16 protein-coding genes and 1 pseudogene are annotated in these 17,665 nt (G+C 64.9%); 15 read left to right on the forward strand and 2 right to left on the reverse strand.

Annotated elements, in window-relative coordinates; all coding sequences use genetic code 11:
- Positions 1 to 81: 81 nt before the first annotated feature.
- Together ACE10Z_RS37880 and ACE10Z_RS37885 are read left to right on the forward strand one after the other, a co-directional pair.
- On the forward strand, positions 82 to 942 hold the full coding sequence (locus ACE10Z_RS37880) for a 23S rRNA (adenine(2030)-N(6))-methyltransferase RlmJ (protein ID WP_375785244.1): 861 nt from the start codon (positions 82 to 84) through the stop codon (positions 940 to 942).
- A 260-nt stretch (positions 943 to 1,202) separates the two neighbouring features.
- Positions 1,203 to 1,415, forward strand: a complete 213-nt coding sequence (locus ACE10Z_RS37885; protein ID WP_016844477.1) for a cold-shock protein — start codon at positions 1,203 to 1,205, stop codon at positions 1,413 to 1,415.
- A gap of 275 nt (positions 1,416 to 1,690) precedes the next feature.
- Here the strand turns inward: ACE10Z_RS37885 and ACE10Z_RS37890 are convergent, their stop codons facing one another.
- Entirely contained in the window at positions 1,691 to 2,314 is a 624-nt protein-coding gene (locus ACE10Z_RS37890) for an outer membrane protein (protein WP_375785245.1), read from the reverse strand.
- A 264-nt stretch (positions 2,315 to 2,578) separates the two neighbouring features.
- Between ACE10Z_RS37890 and uvrC the strand changes: the two genes are divergently transcribed.
- The 8 genes and pseudogenes from uvrC to ACE10Z_RS37930 form a co-directional block, all read left to right on the forward strand.
- Positions 2,579 to 4,681: an excinuclease ABC subunit UvrC gene (uvrC, locus tag ACE10Z_RS37895; protein ID WP_375785246.1), complete on the forward strand. Its 2,103-nt coding sequence runs from the start codon at positions 2,579 to 2,581 to the stop codon at positions 4,679 to 4,681.
- A gap of 192 nt (positions 4,682 to 4,873) precedes the next feature.
- The gene (gene pgsA / locus ACE10Z_RS37900; protein ID WP_097671595.1) at positions 4,874 to 5,488 is read left to right on the forward strand and encodes a CDP-diacylglycerol--glycerol-3-phosphate 3-phosphatidyltransferase; all 615 of its coding nucleotides are present in this window, start codon (positions 4,874 to 4,876) and stop codon (positions 5,486 to 5,488) included.
- A complete protein-coding gene (gene moaD / locus ACE10Z_RS37905) occupies positions 5,485 to 5,736 on the forward strand; it encodes a molybdopterin converting factor subunit 1 (protein ID WP_375785247.1) in 252 nt (83 codons plus the stop codon). The genes pgsA and moaD overlap by 4 nt, the downstream gene beginning before the upstream one ends.
- Positions 5,737 to 5,744: 8 nt before the next feature.
- Positions 5,745 to 6,212 carry a molybdenum cofactor biosynthesis protein MoaE gene (locus ACE10Z_RS37910; protein WP_375785248.1) on the forward strand — a complete coding sequence of 156 codons (468 nt, stop codon included), beginning with the start codon at positions 5,745 to 5,747 and terminating at the stop codon, positions 6,210 to 6,212.
- On the forward strand, positions 6,212 to 7,171 hold the full coding sequence (prmB, locus tag ACE10Z_RS37915; protein ID WP_375785249.1) for a 50S ribosomal protein L3 N(5)-glutamine methyltransferase: 960 nt from the start codon (positions 6,212 to 6,214) through the stop codon (positions 7,169 to 7,171). The genes ACE10Z_RS37910 and prmB overlap by 1 nt, the downstream gene beginning before the upstream one ends.
- A gap of 177 nt (positions 7,172 to 7,348) precedes the next feature.
- A complete protein-coding gene (locus ACE10Z_RS37920; protein ID WP_375785250.1) occupies positions 7,349 to 8,761 on the forward strand; it encodes an EAL domain-containing protein in 1,413 nt (470 codons plus the stop codon).
- Between the two features lie 15 nt (positions 8,762 to 8,776).
- Entirely contained in the window at positions 8,777 to 9,631 is an 855-nt protein-coding gene (locus ACE10Z_RS37925; protein WP_342709410.1) for a TIGR01459 family HAD-type hydrolase, read from the forward strand.
- 495 nt (positions 9,632 to 10,126) lie between these two features.
- Positions 10,127 to 10,231, forward strand: a pseudogene (locus tag ACE10Z_RS37930) (2-keto-4-pentenoate hydratase); the annotation flags it as partial.
- Between the two features lie 380 nt (positions 10,232 to 10,611).
- Here ACE10Z_RS37930 and ACE10Z_RS37935 read toward each other — a convergent pair.
- Entirely contained in the window at positions 10,612 to 11,007 is a 396-nt protein-coding gene (locus ACE10Z_RS37935) for a response regulator (protein WP_016844467.1), read from the reverse strand.
- Positions 11,008 to 11,221: 214 nt separating this feature from the next.
- On the opposite strand from ACE10Z_RS37935, the gene ACE10Z_RS37940 reads away from it, so the two are divergent.
- The 5 genes from ACE10Z_RS37940 (at position 11,222) to ACE10Z_RS37960 (ending at position 17,536) form a co-directional block, all read left to right on the forward strand.
- Entirely contained in the window at positions 11,222 to 12,205 is a 984-nt protein-coding gene (locus ACE10Z_RS37940) for a bifunctional riboflavin kinase/FAD synthetase (protein ID WP_375785251.1), read from the forward strand.
- Between the two features lie 17 nt (positions 12,206 to 12,222).
- The gene (locus ACE10Z_RS37945; RefSeq protein ID WP_375790024.1) at positions 12,223 to 12,750 is read left to right on the forward strand and encodes a sugar O-acetyltransferase; all 528 of its coding nucleotides are present in this window, start codon (positions 12,223 to 12,225) and stop codon (positions 12,748 to 12,750) included.
- Between the two features lie 409 nt (positions 12,751 to 13,159).
- Positions 13,160 to 16,210, forward strand: coding sequence for an isoleucine--tRNA ligase (gene ileS, locus ACE10Z_RS37950; RefSeq protein ID WP_375785252.1), 3,051 nt, complete (start codon positions 13,160 to 13,162; stop codon positions 16,208 to 16,210).
- On the forward strand, positions 16,207 to 16,704 hold the full coding sequence (gene lspA / locus ACE10Z_RS37955) for a signal peptidase II (RefSeq protein WP_375785253.1): 498 nt from the start codon (positions 16,207 to 16,209) through the stop codon (positions 16,702 to 16,704). The genes ileS and lspA overlap by 4 nt, the downstream gene beginning before the upstream one ends.
- A 100-nt stretch (positions 16,705 to 16,804) precedes the next feature.
- A complete protein-coding gene (locus ACE10Z_RS37960) occupies positions 16,805 to 17,536 on the forward strand; it encodes a hypothetical protein (RefSeq protein WP_375785254.1) in 732 nt (243 codons plus the stop codon).
- The last annotated feature ends 129 nt before the right edge of the window (positions 17,537 to 17,665 follow it).

Consider the following 17,665-nt stretch of genomic DNA (forward strand, 5'->3'; position numbering starts at 1 on the left):
ACGAGATAAGGCATGATGCCCGGGACAGGCCGGGCATGACGCAGTACAACATGCGCACCCTCTGGAGCGCAGCGTCATCGCATGAACTATCGTCACGCCTTTCATGCCGGCAGCTTTGCCGACGTCATCAAGCATATCGTGCTGGTGCGCATGCTCACCTACCTGCAAGAGAAGCAGGCGCCGTTCCGCGTCATCGACACCCATGCCGGCGCCGGCCTCTATGATTTGACGGCGAGCGAAGCGCAGCGCGGCGGCGAATGGCTGACCGGCATCGCGCGACTGATGCAGGCGCGGCTCTCCGACAAGGCGCTGCCGCTGATCGGGCCCTATCTCGACATCGTCAGGGCATTCAATCCGCGAGGCGAACTGAAAGCCTATCCCGGCTCACCGTTGATCGCGCGCGCGCTGCTGCGTCCGCAAGATCGTCTCACGGCCTGCGAGATCGAGCCTGTGGCGCGCAAGCAATTGATCGATGCATTGCGACGCGATGCGCAGGCGCGCGTCGTCGATCTCGACGGCTGGATGGCGTTGCCTGCATTCGTGCCGCCGAACGAACGACGCGGCCTGGTGCTGATCGATCCGCCATTCGAAGCGAAGGACGAGTTCGAGCGACTGGCCAGTGCTTTTACGGAAGCGTTTACGAAGTGGCCGACCGGCACGTATCTTTTGTGGTACCCCGTAAAAACCCGGAGAGCTACCGACGAGCTCGCGCGCAGCGTGGCTGCTGCAGCAGCAAGCAGTCGGCCCGCGGGCAAATGCTTGCGCTTGGAATTCAGCGTGGCGCCGCAAGAAACGGGCGCAGGCCTCGTTTCCACCGGCCTTTTGATAGTGAATCCGCCGTGGACGCTGGCGGGCGAGCTGAAGATCATCCTGCCCGAACTCGAGAGACCGCTTGGTCAAGGCGGTGCCGGACGCTTCAGACTCGAAACGCCTAAACCTTGATCTACAGCTCCCACTGAAAAGTTCAATTTTGAGCATAGGCAACGCGCGCGGAACCGTATTATGCTCATCCTGTTACGACTGGCTTTACGTTCCGCTTCCGCGAATGGTTGCGGCGGAGTGACAAGGCCGAAATAAATCCAGACAGACCGGCGGCGTGACGCCGGCCTGTTCAGGTGGCCAAGCTTCCGACAAGCGAATGTCGGTCAACCGCTACGCGGCGTGCGCGTAGCGGTGGAGCAATACGGGGGAGGAGTTTCCCGATGGCCATGACTGGGACAGTCAAGTTCTTCAACGGAGAGCGTGGCTATGGCTTCATCAAGCCTGACGATGGCGGCCGCGATGTGTTCGTTCACATCACAGCTGTCGAGCGCGCAGGGTTGAAGGACCTGACTGAAGGACAGCGCATTACGTTCGAGGTTGAACCCGACAAGAAGGGCAAGGGCCCGAAGGCGGTCAACCTGGTGGTTTCATGACGAGCGCGCGCGGTGCGTAGCTCGTGATGAACGGCGAATGAAGCGTTGCGTGTGAGTTGATTGCCGGGCGCGTGGCTCGCACCCGCTGCATGATCCTCTGCATGATGCGGACGCGATTGACGGTGCCCGCATATCCGATGCGTGCGGCTGACCGACTGGATTCGCGGACGCTGCCGCGCGCGCGGTCCACGCGTCATGTCCAAGCGATCAGCAAAAAAGAAAAACCCGGCCGCGCGGGGCGCAGCCGGGAGTTGATGTTCGACGTCTTCTTGTTCTCAGAAGTGATAGTTGATGCCGGCGCGAACCAGGCTGAAGCTGTAGCCGTTCGACGCGCCGCCGGTGATCGTGAAGTTGCTGTTGGCGAGATCGACGTAGAGATATTCGATCTTGGCGCTCCAGTTCGGGGCAAAGCCCATTTCGGCGCCGGCGCCGACGGTGAAGCCCGCATTGGTATGCGACTCCGATATGCCGAAGGTCTCGCCGCGCAGTTCGCCGAAGGCGAGACCGCCGGTCGCGTAGAACAGAACGTTGTTGACCGCATAGCCGGCGCGGCCGCGCACCGTGCCGAACCACGGATTGGAGAACTTCCACGGCGCGAACCGATCGTCCGCAGTGGTGCCCTGGATATCGGCCTCGATGCCGAACACCCAGGGGGAGCCGTTCTGGAAATTGTAGCCGGCCTGCACACCACCGACGAAGCCGGACGGCTTGGTCGGGTTGTTCTCGACCGAACCCCAGCCGTAGCCGACGTTGCCGCCGAGATAGGGCCCGGCCCAGCTATAGGCATTGAGCGGCTGATAGACGGTGTAGGGCGAGCCGTAGCTGAGATCGGCCGCCGCCGCCGAGGTCGTCCAGCCTGCGACGATCAGTGCCAGCGCACGCGCAACAAACCGGGTCATAGGTACTCTCCACCACGCAACTGCCGCAGCCCGCAGGCCCAAGGCCGGCGTGGTTACGGAATTCCACTTTTTTCGCTAAGGTTTATCGAGAGTTTTAAGTTAAAGGGTTGTTAAGCCCCGTTACCGGCCCGCTCATCAGTCTTAACAATGCGTTACCGCCCCGCCCGGGCGGCCGTGCAGAGCCGATAACCTGCTGCAATCGGGTTGTTTTTCCTGCGCCGCCAGCGCTGGCGACCGGTCGCCCAAGCGCTTAATTTACGGCCCATGGTTCACGATTCTCCCGAGCGACCGACGCCGGCCCCCAATACTGATGGCAAGGCTGCCCCCAAGCCGCGGCGCGGTTCGAAGTCCGATCTGCCGCAGGACGACCTGACGCTCGACACGAGCGACGTCGATCCCGAAAGCTCCGCCGCCGAGGAGGACGACGAGGCACGTCTGCCCGAGGCATCGGAGGACGCCACCGAGATGGTCGCCGAGGGGACGCTCTCGATCGGGCATGAGGCGATCGAGAACGCGGTCCGCCTCGCCCCGACCTCGCCCGGCGTCTACCGCATGCTCAACGCCGCCAACGACGTGCTCTATGTCGGCAAGGCGAAGAACGTCAAAAAGCGGCTGTCGTCCTATGCGCGGGCCAACGCGCCGCTGCCGGCGCGCATCCTGCGCATGATCGCGGCGACCACCCATGTCGAGATCGTCTCGACCATGACCGAGACCGAGGCGCTGCTGCTCGAAGCCAATCTGATCAAGCAGCTCCGCCCGCGCTTCAACGTGCAGCTGCGCGACGACAAGTCGTTTCCCTATATCCTAATATCGGGCGACCATTGGGCGCCGCAGATCCTCAAGCATCGCGGCGCGCAGTCGCGGCCCGGGCGCTATTTCGGTCCGTTCGCCAATGCGGGCGCGGTCAACCGCACCATCACGGCGCTGCAACGCGCGTTCCTGATCCGCTCCTGCACCGACGGCTTCTTCGAAAGCCGCAGCCGGCCCTGCCTGCTCTATCAGATCAAGCGCTGCGCGGGCCCCTGCACGCGCGAGATCGATTTCCCCGGCTATACCGAGCTGGTGCGCGAGGCGACCGAATTCCTCTCCGGCCGCAGCCACGCCGTGAAGCAATTGCTCGCGGCCGAGATGGAGAAGGCCTCCGGCGAGCTCGAATTCGAGACCGCGGCGCTCTACCGCGACCGCCTCGCGGCGCTGTCGGCGATCCAGTCGCAGCAGGGCATCAACCCGCGCACGGTCGAAGAGGCCGATGTGTTCGCAATCCACCAGGAAGGCGGCTATTCCTGCGTCGAGGTGTTCTTCTTCCGCACCGGCCAGAACTGGGGCAATCGCGCCTATTTCCCGCGCGCGGAGAAGACCTTCACGCCCGAGGAGGTGCTGTCCTCATTCCTCGCGCAGTTCTACGACGACAAGCCGCCGCCGAAGCTGATCCTGCTGTCGCACGAGATCGAGGAAAGCGCGTTGCTCGCCGACGCGCTGTCGGTGAAGGCCGGATCCAAGGTCGAGGTCTCCGTGCCCAAGCGCGGCGAGAAGAAGGAGCTGATCGGCCACGCGCTCACCAACGCGCGCGAAGCGCTCGGCCGCAAGCTCGCCGATACCGCGACGCAAAGCCGGCTGCTGGAGGGCATGGTCACGACGCTCGGCCTGCCGCACACGCCCAAACGCATCGAGGTCTACGACAACAGCCACATCCAGGGCACCAACGCGGTCGGCGCGATGATCGTGGCGGGGCCCGACGGCTTCATGAAGAACCAGTACCGCAAGTTCAACATCAAGTCCGAGGGGCTGACGCCCGGCGACGATTACGGGATGATGCGCGAGGTGCTGGAGCGCCGCTTCAAGCGGCTGCTGAAGCCGCCGGAGGGCGAGGCCGCCAAAGCAAGGGACAAGGCGGACGACGAGTCGTTCCCGCAATGGCCCGATCTCGTCATCATCGACGGCGGCCGCGGCCAGCTCAACGCGGTCCGGGAGATTTTCGAGAACCTCGGGCTGACCCAGGTCTCGCTGATGGCGGTGGCCAAGGGGCCGGAGCGCGATGCGGGGCGCGAAACCCTGTTCATGCCGGACCGCGAGGCCATCAAGCTGGAGCCGCGCGACCCGGTGCTCTATTTCATCCAGCGGCTGCGCGACGAGGCCCACCGCTTCGTGATCGGCTCGCACCGCAAGCTGCGCAAAAAGGACATCCGCGAGGCCGGCTTGCAGGAGATCCCGGGCATCGGCCCGTCGCGCAAACGTGCCTTGCTGCACCACTTCGGAACGCTCAAGGAGATCGAGCGGGCCTCGATCGCCGACCTCGGCAAGGTTCCCGGCGTCAGCGCCGAGAGCGCCCGCAAGATTTTCGAGTTTTTCCACGCCCAGCCGGGTTAAACCAAAGGCGAGTCATCAGGGCGTCGCCTGCGACAGGGCATCTAGGGCATGATGCGGAAAAGTGGCAAGCAACGTTCCGAAAAGAACATGCATAAACAAGGGGCTAAGGCGCCGTGACGATTCAGCCTAATCTCGCCGCGCTCTGGCGCCCGCACGGTTGACCTTCTGGCTTCAGCGGTATTGGTAGAACGGATGAACATCGCGACGACCCGGGGACAGGGCAAGACTATGTCCCTCCCGAATATCCTGACCTACGCCCGGATCGCCGCGATCCCGGTGGTGATCGGTTGCGTTTACTGGCAGTCGATCCTGGACGGCCCGTTGTGGCTGCGCTGGGTGGCGCTGGCCGTGTTCATTGCGGCGGGCATCACCGACTATCTCGATGGTTATTACGCCCGGATGTGGGACCAGCAGTCCGCCTTCGGCCGGATGCTCGACCCGATCGCCGACAAGCTGCTGGTCGCCTCCAGCCTGCTGATGCTGGCCGCCGACAATTCGATCCATGGCTGGACACTGTGGGCGGCGATCGTGATCCTGTGCCGCGAGATCCTGGTCTCGGGCCTGCGCGAATATCTCGCGGGCCTGCGGGTCAGCGTACCCGTCACCAAGCTTGCGAAGTGGAAGACCACGATCCAGCTGGTGGCGATCGGCTTCTTGATCGCCGGCGAAGCGGGCGAGCAGGTCTTTCCGGCGACCACCCTGATCGGCATCGTGCTACTCTGGATGTCGGCGATCTTCACGATCTACACCGGCTGGGACTACTTCCGTGCCGGCATCCATCACCTCATCAAGGAGGATGAGGGATGAAGCTGAAATATTTCGCCTGGGTGCGCGAACGGATCGGCAAGGCCGAGGAGATCGTCGAGCCGCCGGCCGAGGTGCGCACCGTGGGCGAGCTGATCGGCTGGCTTGCCGCGCGCGACGACGGCTACGCCCATGCCTTCGAGAAGCCGACGGTGATCCGCGCCGCGATCGACCACGCCCATGTCAAATCGGACGCGGCAATCTCCGGCGCCCGCGAGATCGCGTTCTTCCCGCCGATGACCGGCGGCTAGATCTTCCAATGGCTATCGCAACGACCATCCGGATCCAGCAAGCCGACTTCGACGTCGCGCAGGAGATCGCAGCCTTAAGCAAGGGCCGTACCGATGTCGGCGCGGTCGTCAGCTTCAGCGGCATCTGCCGCGGCAGCGAACAGGGCGAGCCGATCGCCGCGCTGACGCTCGAACATTACCCTGGCATGGCGGAAGCCGAGATTGCGCGCCACGCCGACGAGGCGCTGGCGCGCTGGCCGTTGCAGGGCCTCACCATCATCCATCGCTTCGGCCGCATCGCGCCGGGCGAGAACATCGTGCTGGTCGTGACCGCCTCGGCGCACCGGCAGGCCGCGTTCGAGGCAGCCGAGTTCCTGATGGACTATCTCAAGACCAACGCCCCGTTCTGGAAGCGGGAAGAAAGCGCGCGCGGCACGAATTGGATCGAGGCGCAGGGCCACGACGACGCGGCCGCCGCGCGCTGGACCAAATCCTGATGGCGAAGCGCAGCAAAGTGCCGGCCAGGCGCAGCCCCGCCGCGCCGAAAGCACCCAAGGTCGGTGCCGGCGAGCTTCACACCCTGTTCGATTTTCTGCGCTATGCGGTGAGCCGCTTCAACGCGGCCAAGCTCGTGTTCGCGCACGGCACCACCGATCCGGTGGCCGAGGCCGCGTTCCTGATCTGCGAGACGCTGCATTTGCATCCCGACCAGTTCGAGAACTTTGCGACCGCACGCGTCATGATTGCCGAGGGCAAGCAGATCCTCGACCTGATCGAGCGGCGGATCGCGACGCGAAAGCCGGCCGCCTATCTCGTCAACAAGGTCTATATGCGCGGCCTGCCGTTCTATGTCGACGAGCGCACCATCGTGCCGCGCTCCTTCATCGGCGAATTGCTGGACTCGCATTTCGGCGGCGACGAGGACGGCACTTCGCTGATCGGCGATCCCGCGGAGGTCGAAAGCGTGCTCGACCTCTGCACCGGCTCCGGCTGCCTTGCCATCCTGGCCGCACGGCATTTCGCCAACGCCGCGGTCGACGCGGTCGATATTTCAAAGGATGCGCTCGAGGTCGCCGCGCGCAACGTCGCCGACCATGGCCTTGATGATCGCCTGACGCTCTTTCGCGGCGACCTGTTCAAGCCACTTGGCGACAAGCGCTACGATCTCATCATCTCGAACCCGCCCTATGTCGATGCCGAAGGCATGGCCGCGCTGCCGCGCGAGTGCCGCGCCGAGCCGAAGATCGCATTCGACGGCGGCGCCGACGGGCTCGATATCGTCCGCCGCCTGCTCGGTGAGGCCAAGCGGCATCTGACCCCGCAAGGCGGCCTGCTCTGCGAGATCGGACGCGGCCGCGACAATCTCGAGGCCGCCTGTCCCAACCTGCCGCTGCTCTGGCTCGACACCGAGGACTCCGAGGGCGAGGTGTTCTGGATCGCTGCCGCCGACCTCTGACAGGCATGCCGCGGCCGGCTCCGGGCGATTACGGGAGCCCGACTCCGAGGCCGACCAAGACGAAGCGAAAATCGTGTGCAGTTCCAGCCGGTTCCGAAGATCGCAGGCCCGTCGAATCAACAATGGTGCTAAGCTTGCGCTCCGGGGACGTTCGGAGAGAGGGCGCGGGCGCGCGACATGATTCGCATTTCGACGATCTTCATCGCCATCTGCATGGTGCTGGTCGCAGCCTCGCTCGGCTTCGTCCTGTATTCGGTGGCGGGCATCAGCGGATCGGAATCGGCGATCGTGGCGCTCACCGCCCTCACCTGCCTGATCCTCTACAACGCGGTCTCGATGCGGTTGCGCGACCGCAGTGATGTCGGCGGCCAGATCGCGGACCTGTCGCGCGGCACCGCCGACCTCGCTCGCCAGGTCGCCGAATTCGGCCGCCGGCTGGCCGCGGTCGAAGGCCGCGTCGCCTCGGCGAACTCCACGGGCGCCGACCGGATCCAGGGCATGGCCGGCGAGATCAACGAGCTTGGCGGCCTGGTGCGGCAGCTTGCGGCGTCCGTCGCCCATCATGAGGATCTGCTGGCGGCCGCTCCGGTGGCGCAGCCGGTCGCCTCGCCGCGAGACGATCTGCTGCAACCGGTCCCGCCGGCTCCGACCGTCGTGTTAGCACCCCCGCCGCCAGTTGCGCCGCCATCGGCGATCTCACGCAGCCAGACCCAGCTCATCGGCGCGATCAGGCAGGCCATCGACGAGAACCGCCTCGACATCTACCTGCAGCCGATGGTGACGCTGCCGCAGCGCAAGGTGCGCTACTACGAGGCGGTGACGCGACTGCGCGACGAGCGCGACCAGGTGCTTGCCGCCGAGGATTTCATCGAGGCGGCCGAGGCCGGCGGCCTGATCGGCCGCATCGACCACATGGTGATGCTTCGCTGCGTCCAGGTACTGCGCCGCCTGATGATCCGCAGCAAGGATGTCGGCGTGTTCTGCAACGTCTCGGCGGCGACGCTGTCCAGCCCGCAGCACTTCACCCAGTGTCTCGACTTCCTCGAGGCCAACCGCGCGCTGGCACCGTCCTTCGTGCTCGAGTTCAAGCAAGCGACCTTCCGCAATCTCGGCCCGGTTGAAAGCGAAAATCTCGCGGCACTGTCGCAGCGCGGCTACCGGTTCTCGATCGACCACGTCAGCGATCTCCGGCTCGAGCCGCGCGAGCTCGCCGATCGCGGCGTCCGCTTCATCAAGGTGCCGGCCGCGCTGCTGCTCGACGCCAGGCAGAGCGCGACCACCGATATCGATCCCTCAGATCTGTCCGACCTGCTCGGTCGCTACGGCATCGACCTGATCGCCGAACGGATCGAGGGCGAGCGCTCGGTGGTCGACCTGCTCGACTACGATGTCCGGTTCGGCCAGGGCTTCCTGTTCGCCCCGCCGCGGCCGTTGCGGCCGGAAGGGGCATCTGCTACCGCCGAGGCTCCGCAGACCAAGCCCCAGGACCTCAATGGCGCCGGCACTTCCGCACCCGTCTCCAGCCCCGCAGCGCCACCGCGCACAACCGGCAGCGCCGCACTGGCGCGCCGCGCGCTCGGGCCGAATTAACTCGCGGTTCGCATCATGACATCGCTGCGTTTCGTGGAGCGGCTGCGCGACCTCACTGGCGACGTCGACGTCGTGCTGTCGGACATCTGGGGCGTCGTGCATAACGGGCTCGAATCCTTTCCGGAGGCCTGCGAGGCGTTGCACACATTCCGCCAGCAAGGTGGCACCGTCATCCTGATCACCAACGCGCCGCGGCCGGCCGATTCCGTGCAGCGCCAGTTGCGCAAGCTCGGCGTCGCCGACGAGACCTATGACGCGATCGTCTCCTCGGGCGACCTGACGCGCCACTTCGTGGCCGATCATCCCGGTCAGAAGATCTTCTGGATCGGCCCGGAGCGCGACAGCTCGATCCATCGCGGCCTCGACGCCACCTTGGTGCCGCTGGAGCAGGCCGACTACATCATCTGCACCGGGCTGTTCGACGACGAGACCGAATCCGCCGAGGATTATCGCGACACGCTGCTAAAAGCGCTCGAGCGCAAGCTGACGCTGGTCTGCGCCAACCCGGACATCGTGGTCGAGCGCGGCGACCGGCTGATCTATTGCGCCGGCGCGGTTGCCGAACTCTATCGCGAGCTCGGCGGCGAGTCGGTCTTCTACGGCAAGCCGCACCGGCCGATCTACGAGCGCGCCATGGCGCTGGCCGCCGAGCGCCGCGGGCGTCCGACCGAACTCAGCCGCGTGCTCGCGATCGGCGATTCCGTGCGCACCGACCTCACCGGCGCCCACGGCTTCGGCATCGATCTCCTGTTCGTCACCCGCGGCATCCATTCCGAGCAGTTCGAGGGCATCGAACAGCTCGACCCCGCCTCGGTGAAGGAGTTGTTCGGCCATCCACCGCGCGCGCTGATGCGCGAGCTGAAGTGGTAGCCAAAAGATCGTCGGACTCCCTCGCCCCGCTCTTGCGGGGAGAGGGTTGGGGGTGAGGGGCTGCTTCCGCGAACTTTGAGTGCCGAGAGACCTGTACCCGCTCACCCGGATCGCATTTCGCTACGCTGCATGCGATCCGACCTCTCCCCGCAAGCGGGGCGAGGTGAAGGGGCGGGCTACCAAAATATCGAAAACAACCCCATGCAAAGTAGCCGGCGGCGGGCCGACGTCTGGCCAGCCAACTGTCCGGCCAGCCACTGTCCGGCCAGCCAACTTGACACGTCGGGCAACTCAGGAATATTCTTCTAATATTCCGAAATTGTGCAATGCTTAGTCCCGTCATCCTGAGGAGCGCGCTCTTGCGCGCGTCTCGAAGGATGCACGGCCACCAGCCGGGCCGTCGACCCTTCGAGACGCCGCTTCGCGGCTCCTCAGGGTGACGGTGATGAAGCCTAAGTAAACGCTTCTCTCCGTTCCTCATCGTGGCGAAAGCAAGGACCCGACGGCGCCTCGCCGGACCTGAAGGACGGAGACCTGGTGGAGATCGACATCACCGGCATCGGGACATTGCGGAACGGGTTCGTGAAGGAGAGGGTGTGAGAGCTGGCACTCCGGGTAGACCCGTCATCCTGAGGAGCGCGCAGCGCGTCTCGAAGGATGCACGGCCACCAGCCGGGCCGTCGACCCTTCGAGACGCGCGTACCGCGCTCCTCAGGGTGACGGGGTGATTGCTCAGCTTGCTCAGTGTCATCACCCGCGCATGCGGGTGATCCAGTATCCCAGAGACCGCGGTGCTTGAGCCGAGAGGTCGCGGCGTACTGGATCGCCCGGTCCATGTGCGCAATTGCGCACAGGCCGGGCGATGACAGCGGTGGACGAGGATATAGCCTCACATCCTCTCAGGGTGACGGTGAGGCGGCGCGAGTCATTCGCTGACGCGCAATGAGATGAGGATGAATTGTGATGCGACGGACGGGCGCTTACGCAGTCGCCATGTCCGGGAAGACCGCCTCGATCTTGGTCTTCAGCGTCGCCGCGTTGAACGGCTTGACGATGTAGTTGTTCACGCCGGCCTTCTTGGCCGCGATCACGTTCTCGGTCTTGGATTCCGCCGTGATCATGATGAAGGGCGTGGTCGCGAGATTGGGATCGGCGCGGACTTCCTTGAGCAGGTCGTAGCCGGTCATCGGCTCCATATTCCAGTCGGAAATCACCAGGCCATACTTCTTGCCGCGCATCTTGTTGAGCGCCGCAGAGCCGTCGGAGGCATCGTCGATATTTTCGAATCCAAGCTGCTTGAGAAGATTCCGGATGATGCGGATCATGGTGCTGTAATCATCAACCACCAGAACCGGCATGGACAAATCAACCGCCATCTTTTCCCCCAAAACGCCTGACGCAACTTGGCTTCTGCACGAACGCAGCTTTCGGCCAACGACTAACAGCAGGCGTTAAACAGCGCGTTAACCGGCTGAATCCGGATTGTTACGGATTTGACGCGATTTTCGTTATCCTTGACTTCCACGCCGCCGCCGCGTCACGGTCCGGCCCGCAACAATCATGCTTAAGAATCCTTGAAGAATCCCTGACATGAGCACCGGCTTTACCGTTATTCGCGACAACACCCCCGAAAGCGCCATTCCGAAGGGCGCCGTGGTCGCGATGGGAAATTTCGACGGCGTCCATCTCGGTCACCGCGCCGTGATCGGCGCGGCGCTGGCGATGGGCAGAGCGCGCGGCGTGCCCGCGCTCGCCGTGACCTTCGAACCGCATCCGCGCAGTTTCTTCAGCCCGAACACCCCGCAATTCCGTCTCACGGACGAGACCAACAAGCTGCGGCTGCTCGCGGCCACCGGCCTCGCCGGCGCCGTCGTCATGACCTTCGACAAGGCGCGCGCCGGCACAACGGCACAGGACTTCATTCACCACGACCTGATCGGCCGGCTCGGCATCAGCGGGATCGCGGTCGGCTACGACTTCCATTTCGGCAAGGGCCGGGTCGGCTCGCCGAGTCTTTTAGTCAGCGAAGCACCGCGGCTCGGCATCGAGGTCGATGTGCAGGCCCATGTCGACATCGAGGAGCGGCCGGTCTCTTCCAGCGCGATCCGCATGGCGCTCGCCGAAGGCCAGGTCAACGACGCCACCACGATGCTGGGCGGGCCGTGGTTTGCGACCGGCAAGGTAATCCACGGCGAGAAGCGCGGCCGCGACCTCGGTTACCCCACGGCCAACATCCGCCTCGACAAGCATTGCGGCCTGAAGCACGGCATCTATGCGGTGCGGGTCGGCAAGGCTCACGGAAACGACAAGGTGCGGTTCGACGGCGTCGCAAGCTTCGGGCGCCGGCCGACCTTCGACAACGGCGCGCCGCTGCTCGAAGTGTTCCTGTTCGACTTCAAGGGCGATCTCTACGAGACAGTCCTCGATGTCGCCTTCATCGGTTTCATTCGCGAAGAGCTGAAATTCGACACCATCGAGGCGTTGATACGCCAGATGGATGACGACAGCGCCAAGGCGCGCGCGGCATTGGCCGCAGCACCGGACGCGTTCCCGCAGCTCGGAGTGATTGGTTGAAGACAGAGAAAGAGAAAATGCTGGCGGGCGAGCTCTATCGCCCGGATGCCGAGCTCGCTGCCGACCATACCGCGGCGGAACATTGGATGGCGCGCTACAACGCCTCAGGCGCATCCTCCGCGGCCGAATTGCACGCCCTGCTCTCCGCGCGCTTCCGCAAGGTCGGCAAGGACGCCGTGATCCGCCCGCCGTTCTTCTGCGATTACGGCAGCAATATCAGCCTCGGCGACGGCGTGTTCCTCAACTTCAATTGCGTCATCCTCGACGTCGTCGAGGTCGTGATCGGCGATCGCACCCAGATCGGACCCGCCGTGCAGATCTATACCGCCGACCACCCGCGCGACGCCGCGACCCGGCGCGCCGGGCTCGAATTCGGCCGCCCGATCCGGATCGGCAGCGACGTCTGGATCGGCGGCGGTGCCATCATCCTGCCCGGCGTCACGATCGGCGACGGCGCCCTGGTCGGGGCCGGCAGCGTCGTGACGCGGGACGTCGCCCCCGGCGCGACCGTGGCGGGAAATCCGGCCCGGCCGCGGGCTGCCTAGAGCGGGATGAGGTTAGGTTGAATCGGTTTGACCGCGGGTTCGGTCCACCTCTCCCCAGCGGGGAGAGGTCGATTTGCGCAGCAAATCGGGTGAGGGGCCGCAGCTCCACCGACAGACCTTAACCCCTCACCCGGCGCTTCGCGCCGACCTCTCCCAAGGGAGAGGTAAACCCGCCTCCAGCTCAACCAGATCCCGCTCTAGGGTCCCACGGAACGGGCCGCCGGCAACCGGGGGCTTTGCGATTTCCCCGTCCGGCTGCTATGGAAACCCCATGTTTTCGCGGCGCATCATACGGATTAGCGGCCCGGCTTCCGCCTGAGCTTGAAGGCTCGGCGCAAGACCGGGACTTCGTCGTTTCACCCGCGATTGATCGCGTTTCCGCGCCCGCACCTGCCAAATCAGAGCTTTTATGTCCGACAAGCCGCAAAAGACCGACGCCCAAAAGACTAACGTTAGGGACTATTCCAAGACCCTTTACCTGCCGCAGACGGAATTCCCGATGCGCGCCGGCCTGCCCCAGCGCGAGCCGGAAATCCTGAAATACTGGAACGACATCGGCCTCTACGACAGGCTCCGCCGGGAAGCCGAGGGCCGCGCCAAATTCGTGCTGCATGACGGCCCGCCCTACGCCAACGGCAACATCCATATCGGCCACGCGCTGAACAAGATCCTCAAGGACGTCGTGACCAAGAGCCAGCAGATGCTCGGCTTCGACTCCAACTACGTGCCGGGCTGGGATTGCCACGGCCTGCCGATCGAATGGAAGATCGAGGAGGAGAACTACCGCTCCAAGGGCAAGCAGAAGCCCGATTTCCGCGACTCCGCCGCGATGGTCGCGTTCCGCAGGGAATGCCGCGCCTATGCGACCCACTGGATCAACGTGCAGCGCGAGGAGTTCAAGCGGCTCGGTATCATCGGCGACTGGGATCATCCCTACGAGACGATGAGCTATCCGGCCGAGGCGCAGATCGCCCGCGAGCTGATGAAGTTCGCCGCCAACGGCACGCTGTATCGCGGCTCCAAGCCGGTGATGTGGAGCGTGGTCGAGAAGACCGCGCTTGCCGAAGCCGAGGTCGAATACGAGGACTACACCTCCGACATGGTGTGGGTGAAATTCCCGGTCACCTCCCCGGCGCATGGCGCGCTGGCCAATGCCTCGGTCGTGATCTGGACCACCACGCCGTGGACGCTGCCCGGCAACCGCGCAATCTCGTTCTCGCCGAAGATCGCCTACGGCCTTTACAAGGTGACGGACGCGCCCGCGGACAATTGGGCGAAGACCGGCGATCTCCTGATCCTGGCCGATGCGCTCGCTGCAGAGGTGTTCAAGCAGGCGCGCGTCACGTCCTATGAGAAGGTCCGCGATATTCCGGGCGACACGCTGGACGCCGTGGAATGCGCCCATCCGCTGCGCGGCTTCGGTGGCGGCTACGAATTCACCGTGCCGCTGCTCGCCGGCGAGCATGTCACCGACGACACCGGCACCGGCTTCGTGCACACCGCGCCGAGCCACGGCCGCGAGGACTTCGACGTCTGGACGGCCAACACCCGCGAGCTCGATGCGCGCGGCATCCCGACTGCGATCCCCTACACGGTCGACGAGAACGGCGCCTACACCGCGCAGGCGCCGGGCTTCACCGGCAAGCGCGTGCTCAACGACAAGGGCGAGAAGGGCGATGCCAACGAGGCCGTGATCAAGGCGCTGATCGAGGCCGGCAAGCTGCTCGCGCGCGGTCGCCTCAAGCATCAGTACCCGCATTCCTGGCGCTCCAAGAAACCGGTGATCTTCCGCAACACGCCGCAATGGTTCATCGCGATGGACAAGCCCATCGTAGACGCCCCGGGCAAGCCCGGGGCTACGGACATCGCGGAGGATGGCCATGCCAAGAAGGGCGACACGCTGCGCGCCCGCGCGCTGCACGCGATCTCGGTCACGCAATGGGTGCCGCCGGCCGGCGAGAACCGCATCAACGGCATGATCGCCAACCGCCCGGACTGGGTGATCTCGCGGCAGCGCGCCTGGGGCGTGCCGATCGCCGTGTTCGTGCGCGAGAACAGCGACGGCTCGGCCGAGATCCTGCAGGACGAGGTCGTCAACCAGCGCATCACCGAGGCGTTCATGGAGGAAGGCGCCGACGCCTGGTACATGGACGGCGCTCGCGAGCGCTTCCTCGGGAGCCGCGCGTCGGAAAACTGGAAGAAGGTCGACGACATCTGCGACGTCTGGTTCGATTCCGGCTCCACCCATGCCTTCGTGCTGGAAGACCGCCAGAACTTCCCGCAGCTCGGCAACATCGTCCGCAAGATCGATGGCGGCAACGACACCGTGATGTATCTCGAAGGAAGCGACCAGCATCGCGGCTGGTTCCATTCGTCGCTGCTGGAGAGCGCCGGCACGCGCGGGCGGGCGCCCTACGACATCGTGCTGACCCACGGCTTCACGCTCGACGAGAACGGCCGCAAGATGTCGAAATCGCTCGGCAACACCGTCGAGCCGCAGAAGGTGATCAAGGATTCCGGCGCCGATATCCTGCGCCTGTGGGTCTGCGCCACCGACTATGCCGACGACCAGCGCATCGGCCCGGAGATCCTGAAGAACACCATCGAGACCTATCGCAAGCTGCGCAACTCGATCCGCTGGATGCTCGGCACGCTGCATCACTTCAAGCCGAGCGAGAAGGTCGCCTTTGCCGAGATGCCCGAGCTCGAGCGGCTGATGCTGCACGAACTGGCCGGCCACACCGAGACCATCCGCAAGGCCTATGCCGCGTTCGACTACAAGACCGTGGTCGCAAGCCTCGCCGCCTTCATGAACTCCGAGCTGTCGGCGTTCTACTTCGACATCCGCAAGGACACGCTGTATTGCGACCCGCCTTCCTCGGTGGCGCGCAAGGCGGCGCTGACCACGATCGACCTGCTCTGCGACGCGATCCTGAAATGGCTGGCGCCGATCCTGAGCTTCACCACCGACGAAGCCTGGCGGATGTACCGGCCGAACGCCGAGCCCTCGGTGCACCTCACGCTGTTCCCCGAAGGTCTCGAGCAATTCCGCGACGATGCCCTCGCCGCGAAGTGGGAGACGATCCGCGACGTTCGCCGCGTCGTCACCGGTGCGCTCGAGCTCGAGCGCGCCGCCAAGCGGATCGGCTCGTCGCTCGAGGCCTCGCCGGTGATCTACATCGCTGACCGACAGATGCTGGCCACGCTGTTCGAAATCGATCTCGCCGAGGTCTGCATCACCTCGAACTACGAGGTGCGCGAGGGCGAGGTGCCGGCCAATGCCTTCCGCCTCGATGCCGTGCCCGGTGTCGCCGTGGTGGTCGAGAAGGCGGTCGGCACCAAATGCGCGCGCTCGTGGAAGATCCTGCCTGATATCGGCGAGGATCCCGAATATCCCGACGTCTCGCCGCGCGACGCGCAAGCGCTGCGCGAGTGGAAGGCGCTGGGGGTCACGGCTTGAGCTCGCCGGTTCGCGCCGGTGTACTGGCGGCGGTCATCACCCTGATCGCCGACCAGGCCTCCAAGCTCTGGCTGCTCTACGTCTTCGGCATTGCCCACCGCGGCGCGGTCGAGGTGACGCCGTTCTTCGACCTGGTGCTGGCCTGGAATCCCGGCATCAGCTTCGGCTGGTTTCAGAGCGAGACCCCGGCGGCCCAGATCCTGCTGATGGCGATCAAGGCCGCCGCCGTGATCGCGCTCGCGATCTGGATGGCGCGGTCGCGCACCTGGCTTGCGACCGTGTCGCTCGGCCTGATTATCGGTGGCGCGATCGGGAACGGGATCGACCGCTTCGCCTACGGCGCCGTGGTCGATTTTGCCCTGTTTCATATCGAGATCGGGGGAAAAACCTTCAATTGGTACGTATTCAACCTCGCCGATGTGGCGATCGTTGCTGGCGTGGCGGCCCTATTGTATGATTCCGTCATGGGGACCCCCGCCGTAAAAGCGCCCTGATCCCGGCCGATACGAGCCGGTCGGCGGTCGACCTGCACCTAGCGGAACTGAGCGCTAAGCCAGTGATCGCTTTGGTGAATTTTGAGATGGGAATAGCGCGATGCGCAACACCAAAGTCCGCGGTTACCTGATCGAGACATCCCGGCTGCCGCTGATGCGCGGCCTGCGTCTGGCGTTCGTTGCGGCCGGGATCGGCCTTGTGATGACGGCCGGCCCGGTGCGGGCCGGCGACGACGAAGATGACGGCGATGACGGCCTGACCTTCGAAGAGCGGATCGTCGACAATCTGATGACCGGGCTCGGCGCCAAGAGCGCCGCCAGCAAGGGCATCGATTATCGCGAGCGCTCGCCGCTGGTGGTGCCGCCGAAGCTCGATCTGCCGCCGCCTGCCACAGCCGCCCAGGTCAACGCGCCGAACTGGCCGAAGGACCCCGATATCGCGGCGCGCAAGGCTGCGATCGCGGCGCGCAAGAAGGAAGTCAAGAAGGAGCCGTGGCAGTCAGCGGTGGCGTTGACGCCGGCCGAGATCGAGGCGGGCCGCAAGCAGCAGACTGCCACCGATGGCCGCAAGGAGCCGCTTGAGCCGGGTACGAACACCAATCCGTCGCTGATGCCGAGCCAGCTCGGTTACAGCGGTGGTCTGCTCGGCATCTTCAAGGGAAACAGCAGCGAGTCCAAGCCGTTCAAGGGCGAGCCGACGCGCGAATCCCTGACCGAGCCCCCTCCGGGCTACCAGACGCCGTCCGCGGGCTTTGACTATGGCACAGGCCCGATGAAGCCGAAGGTGAACGAGGGCCAGTACGACGTCATGACCGGAAAACAGGTGCAGTGACCGCTTGGCCTCCGCGGGCGAAGGCTGACATGTGCAAAGCTTAATGCGGGGTGGCGTGTGTCTCTCCGCTTCGTGACGACGGGCACCGGCATGACCGTGTACGATGGCCTGCTTTCGCGCCCCGGCCGC

The sequence above is a fragment of the Bradyrhizobium sp. Pha-3 genome (assembly GCF_042258615.1).
In the GTDB taxonomy this organism is placed as follows: Bacteria; Pseudomonadota; Alphaproteobacteria; order Rhizobiales; family Xanthobacteraceae; genus Bradyrhizobium.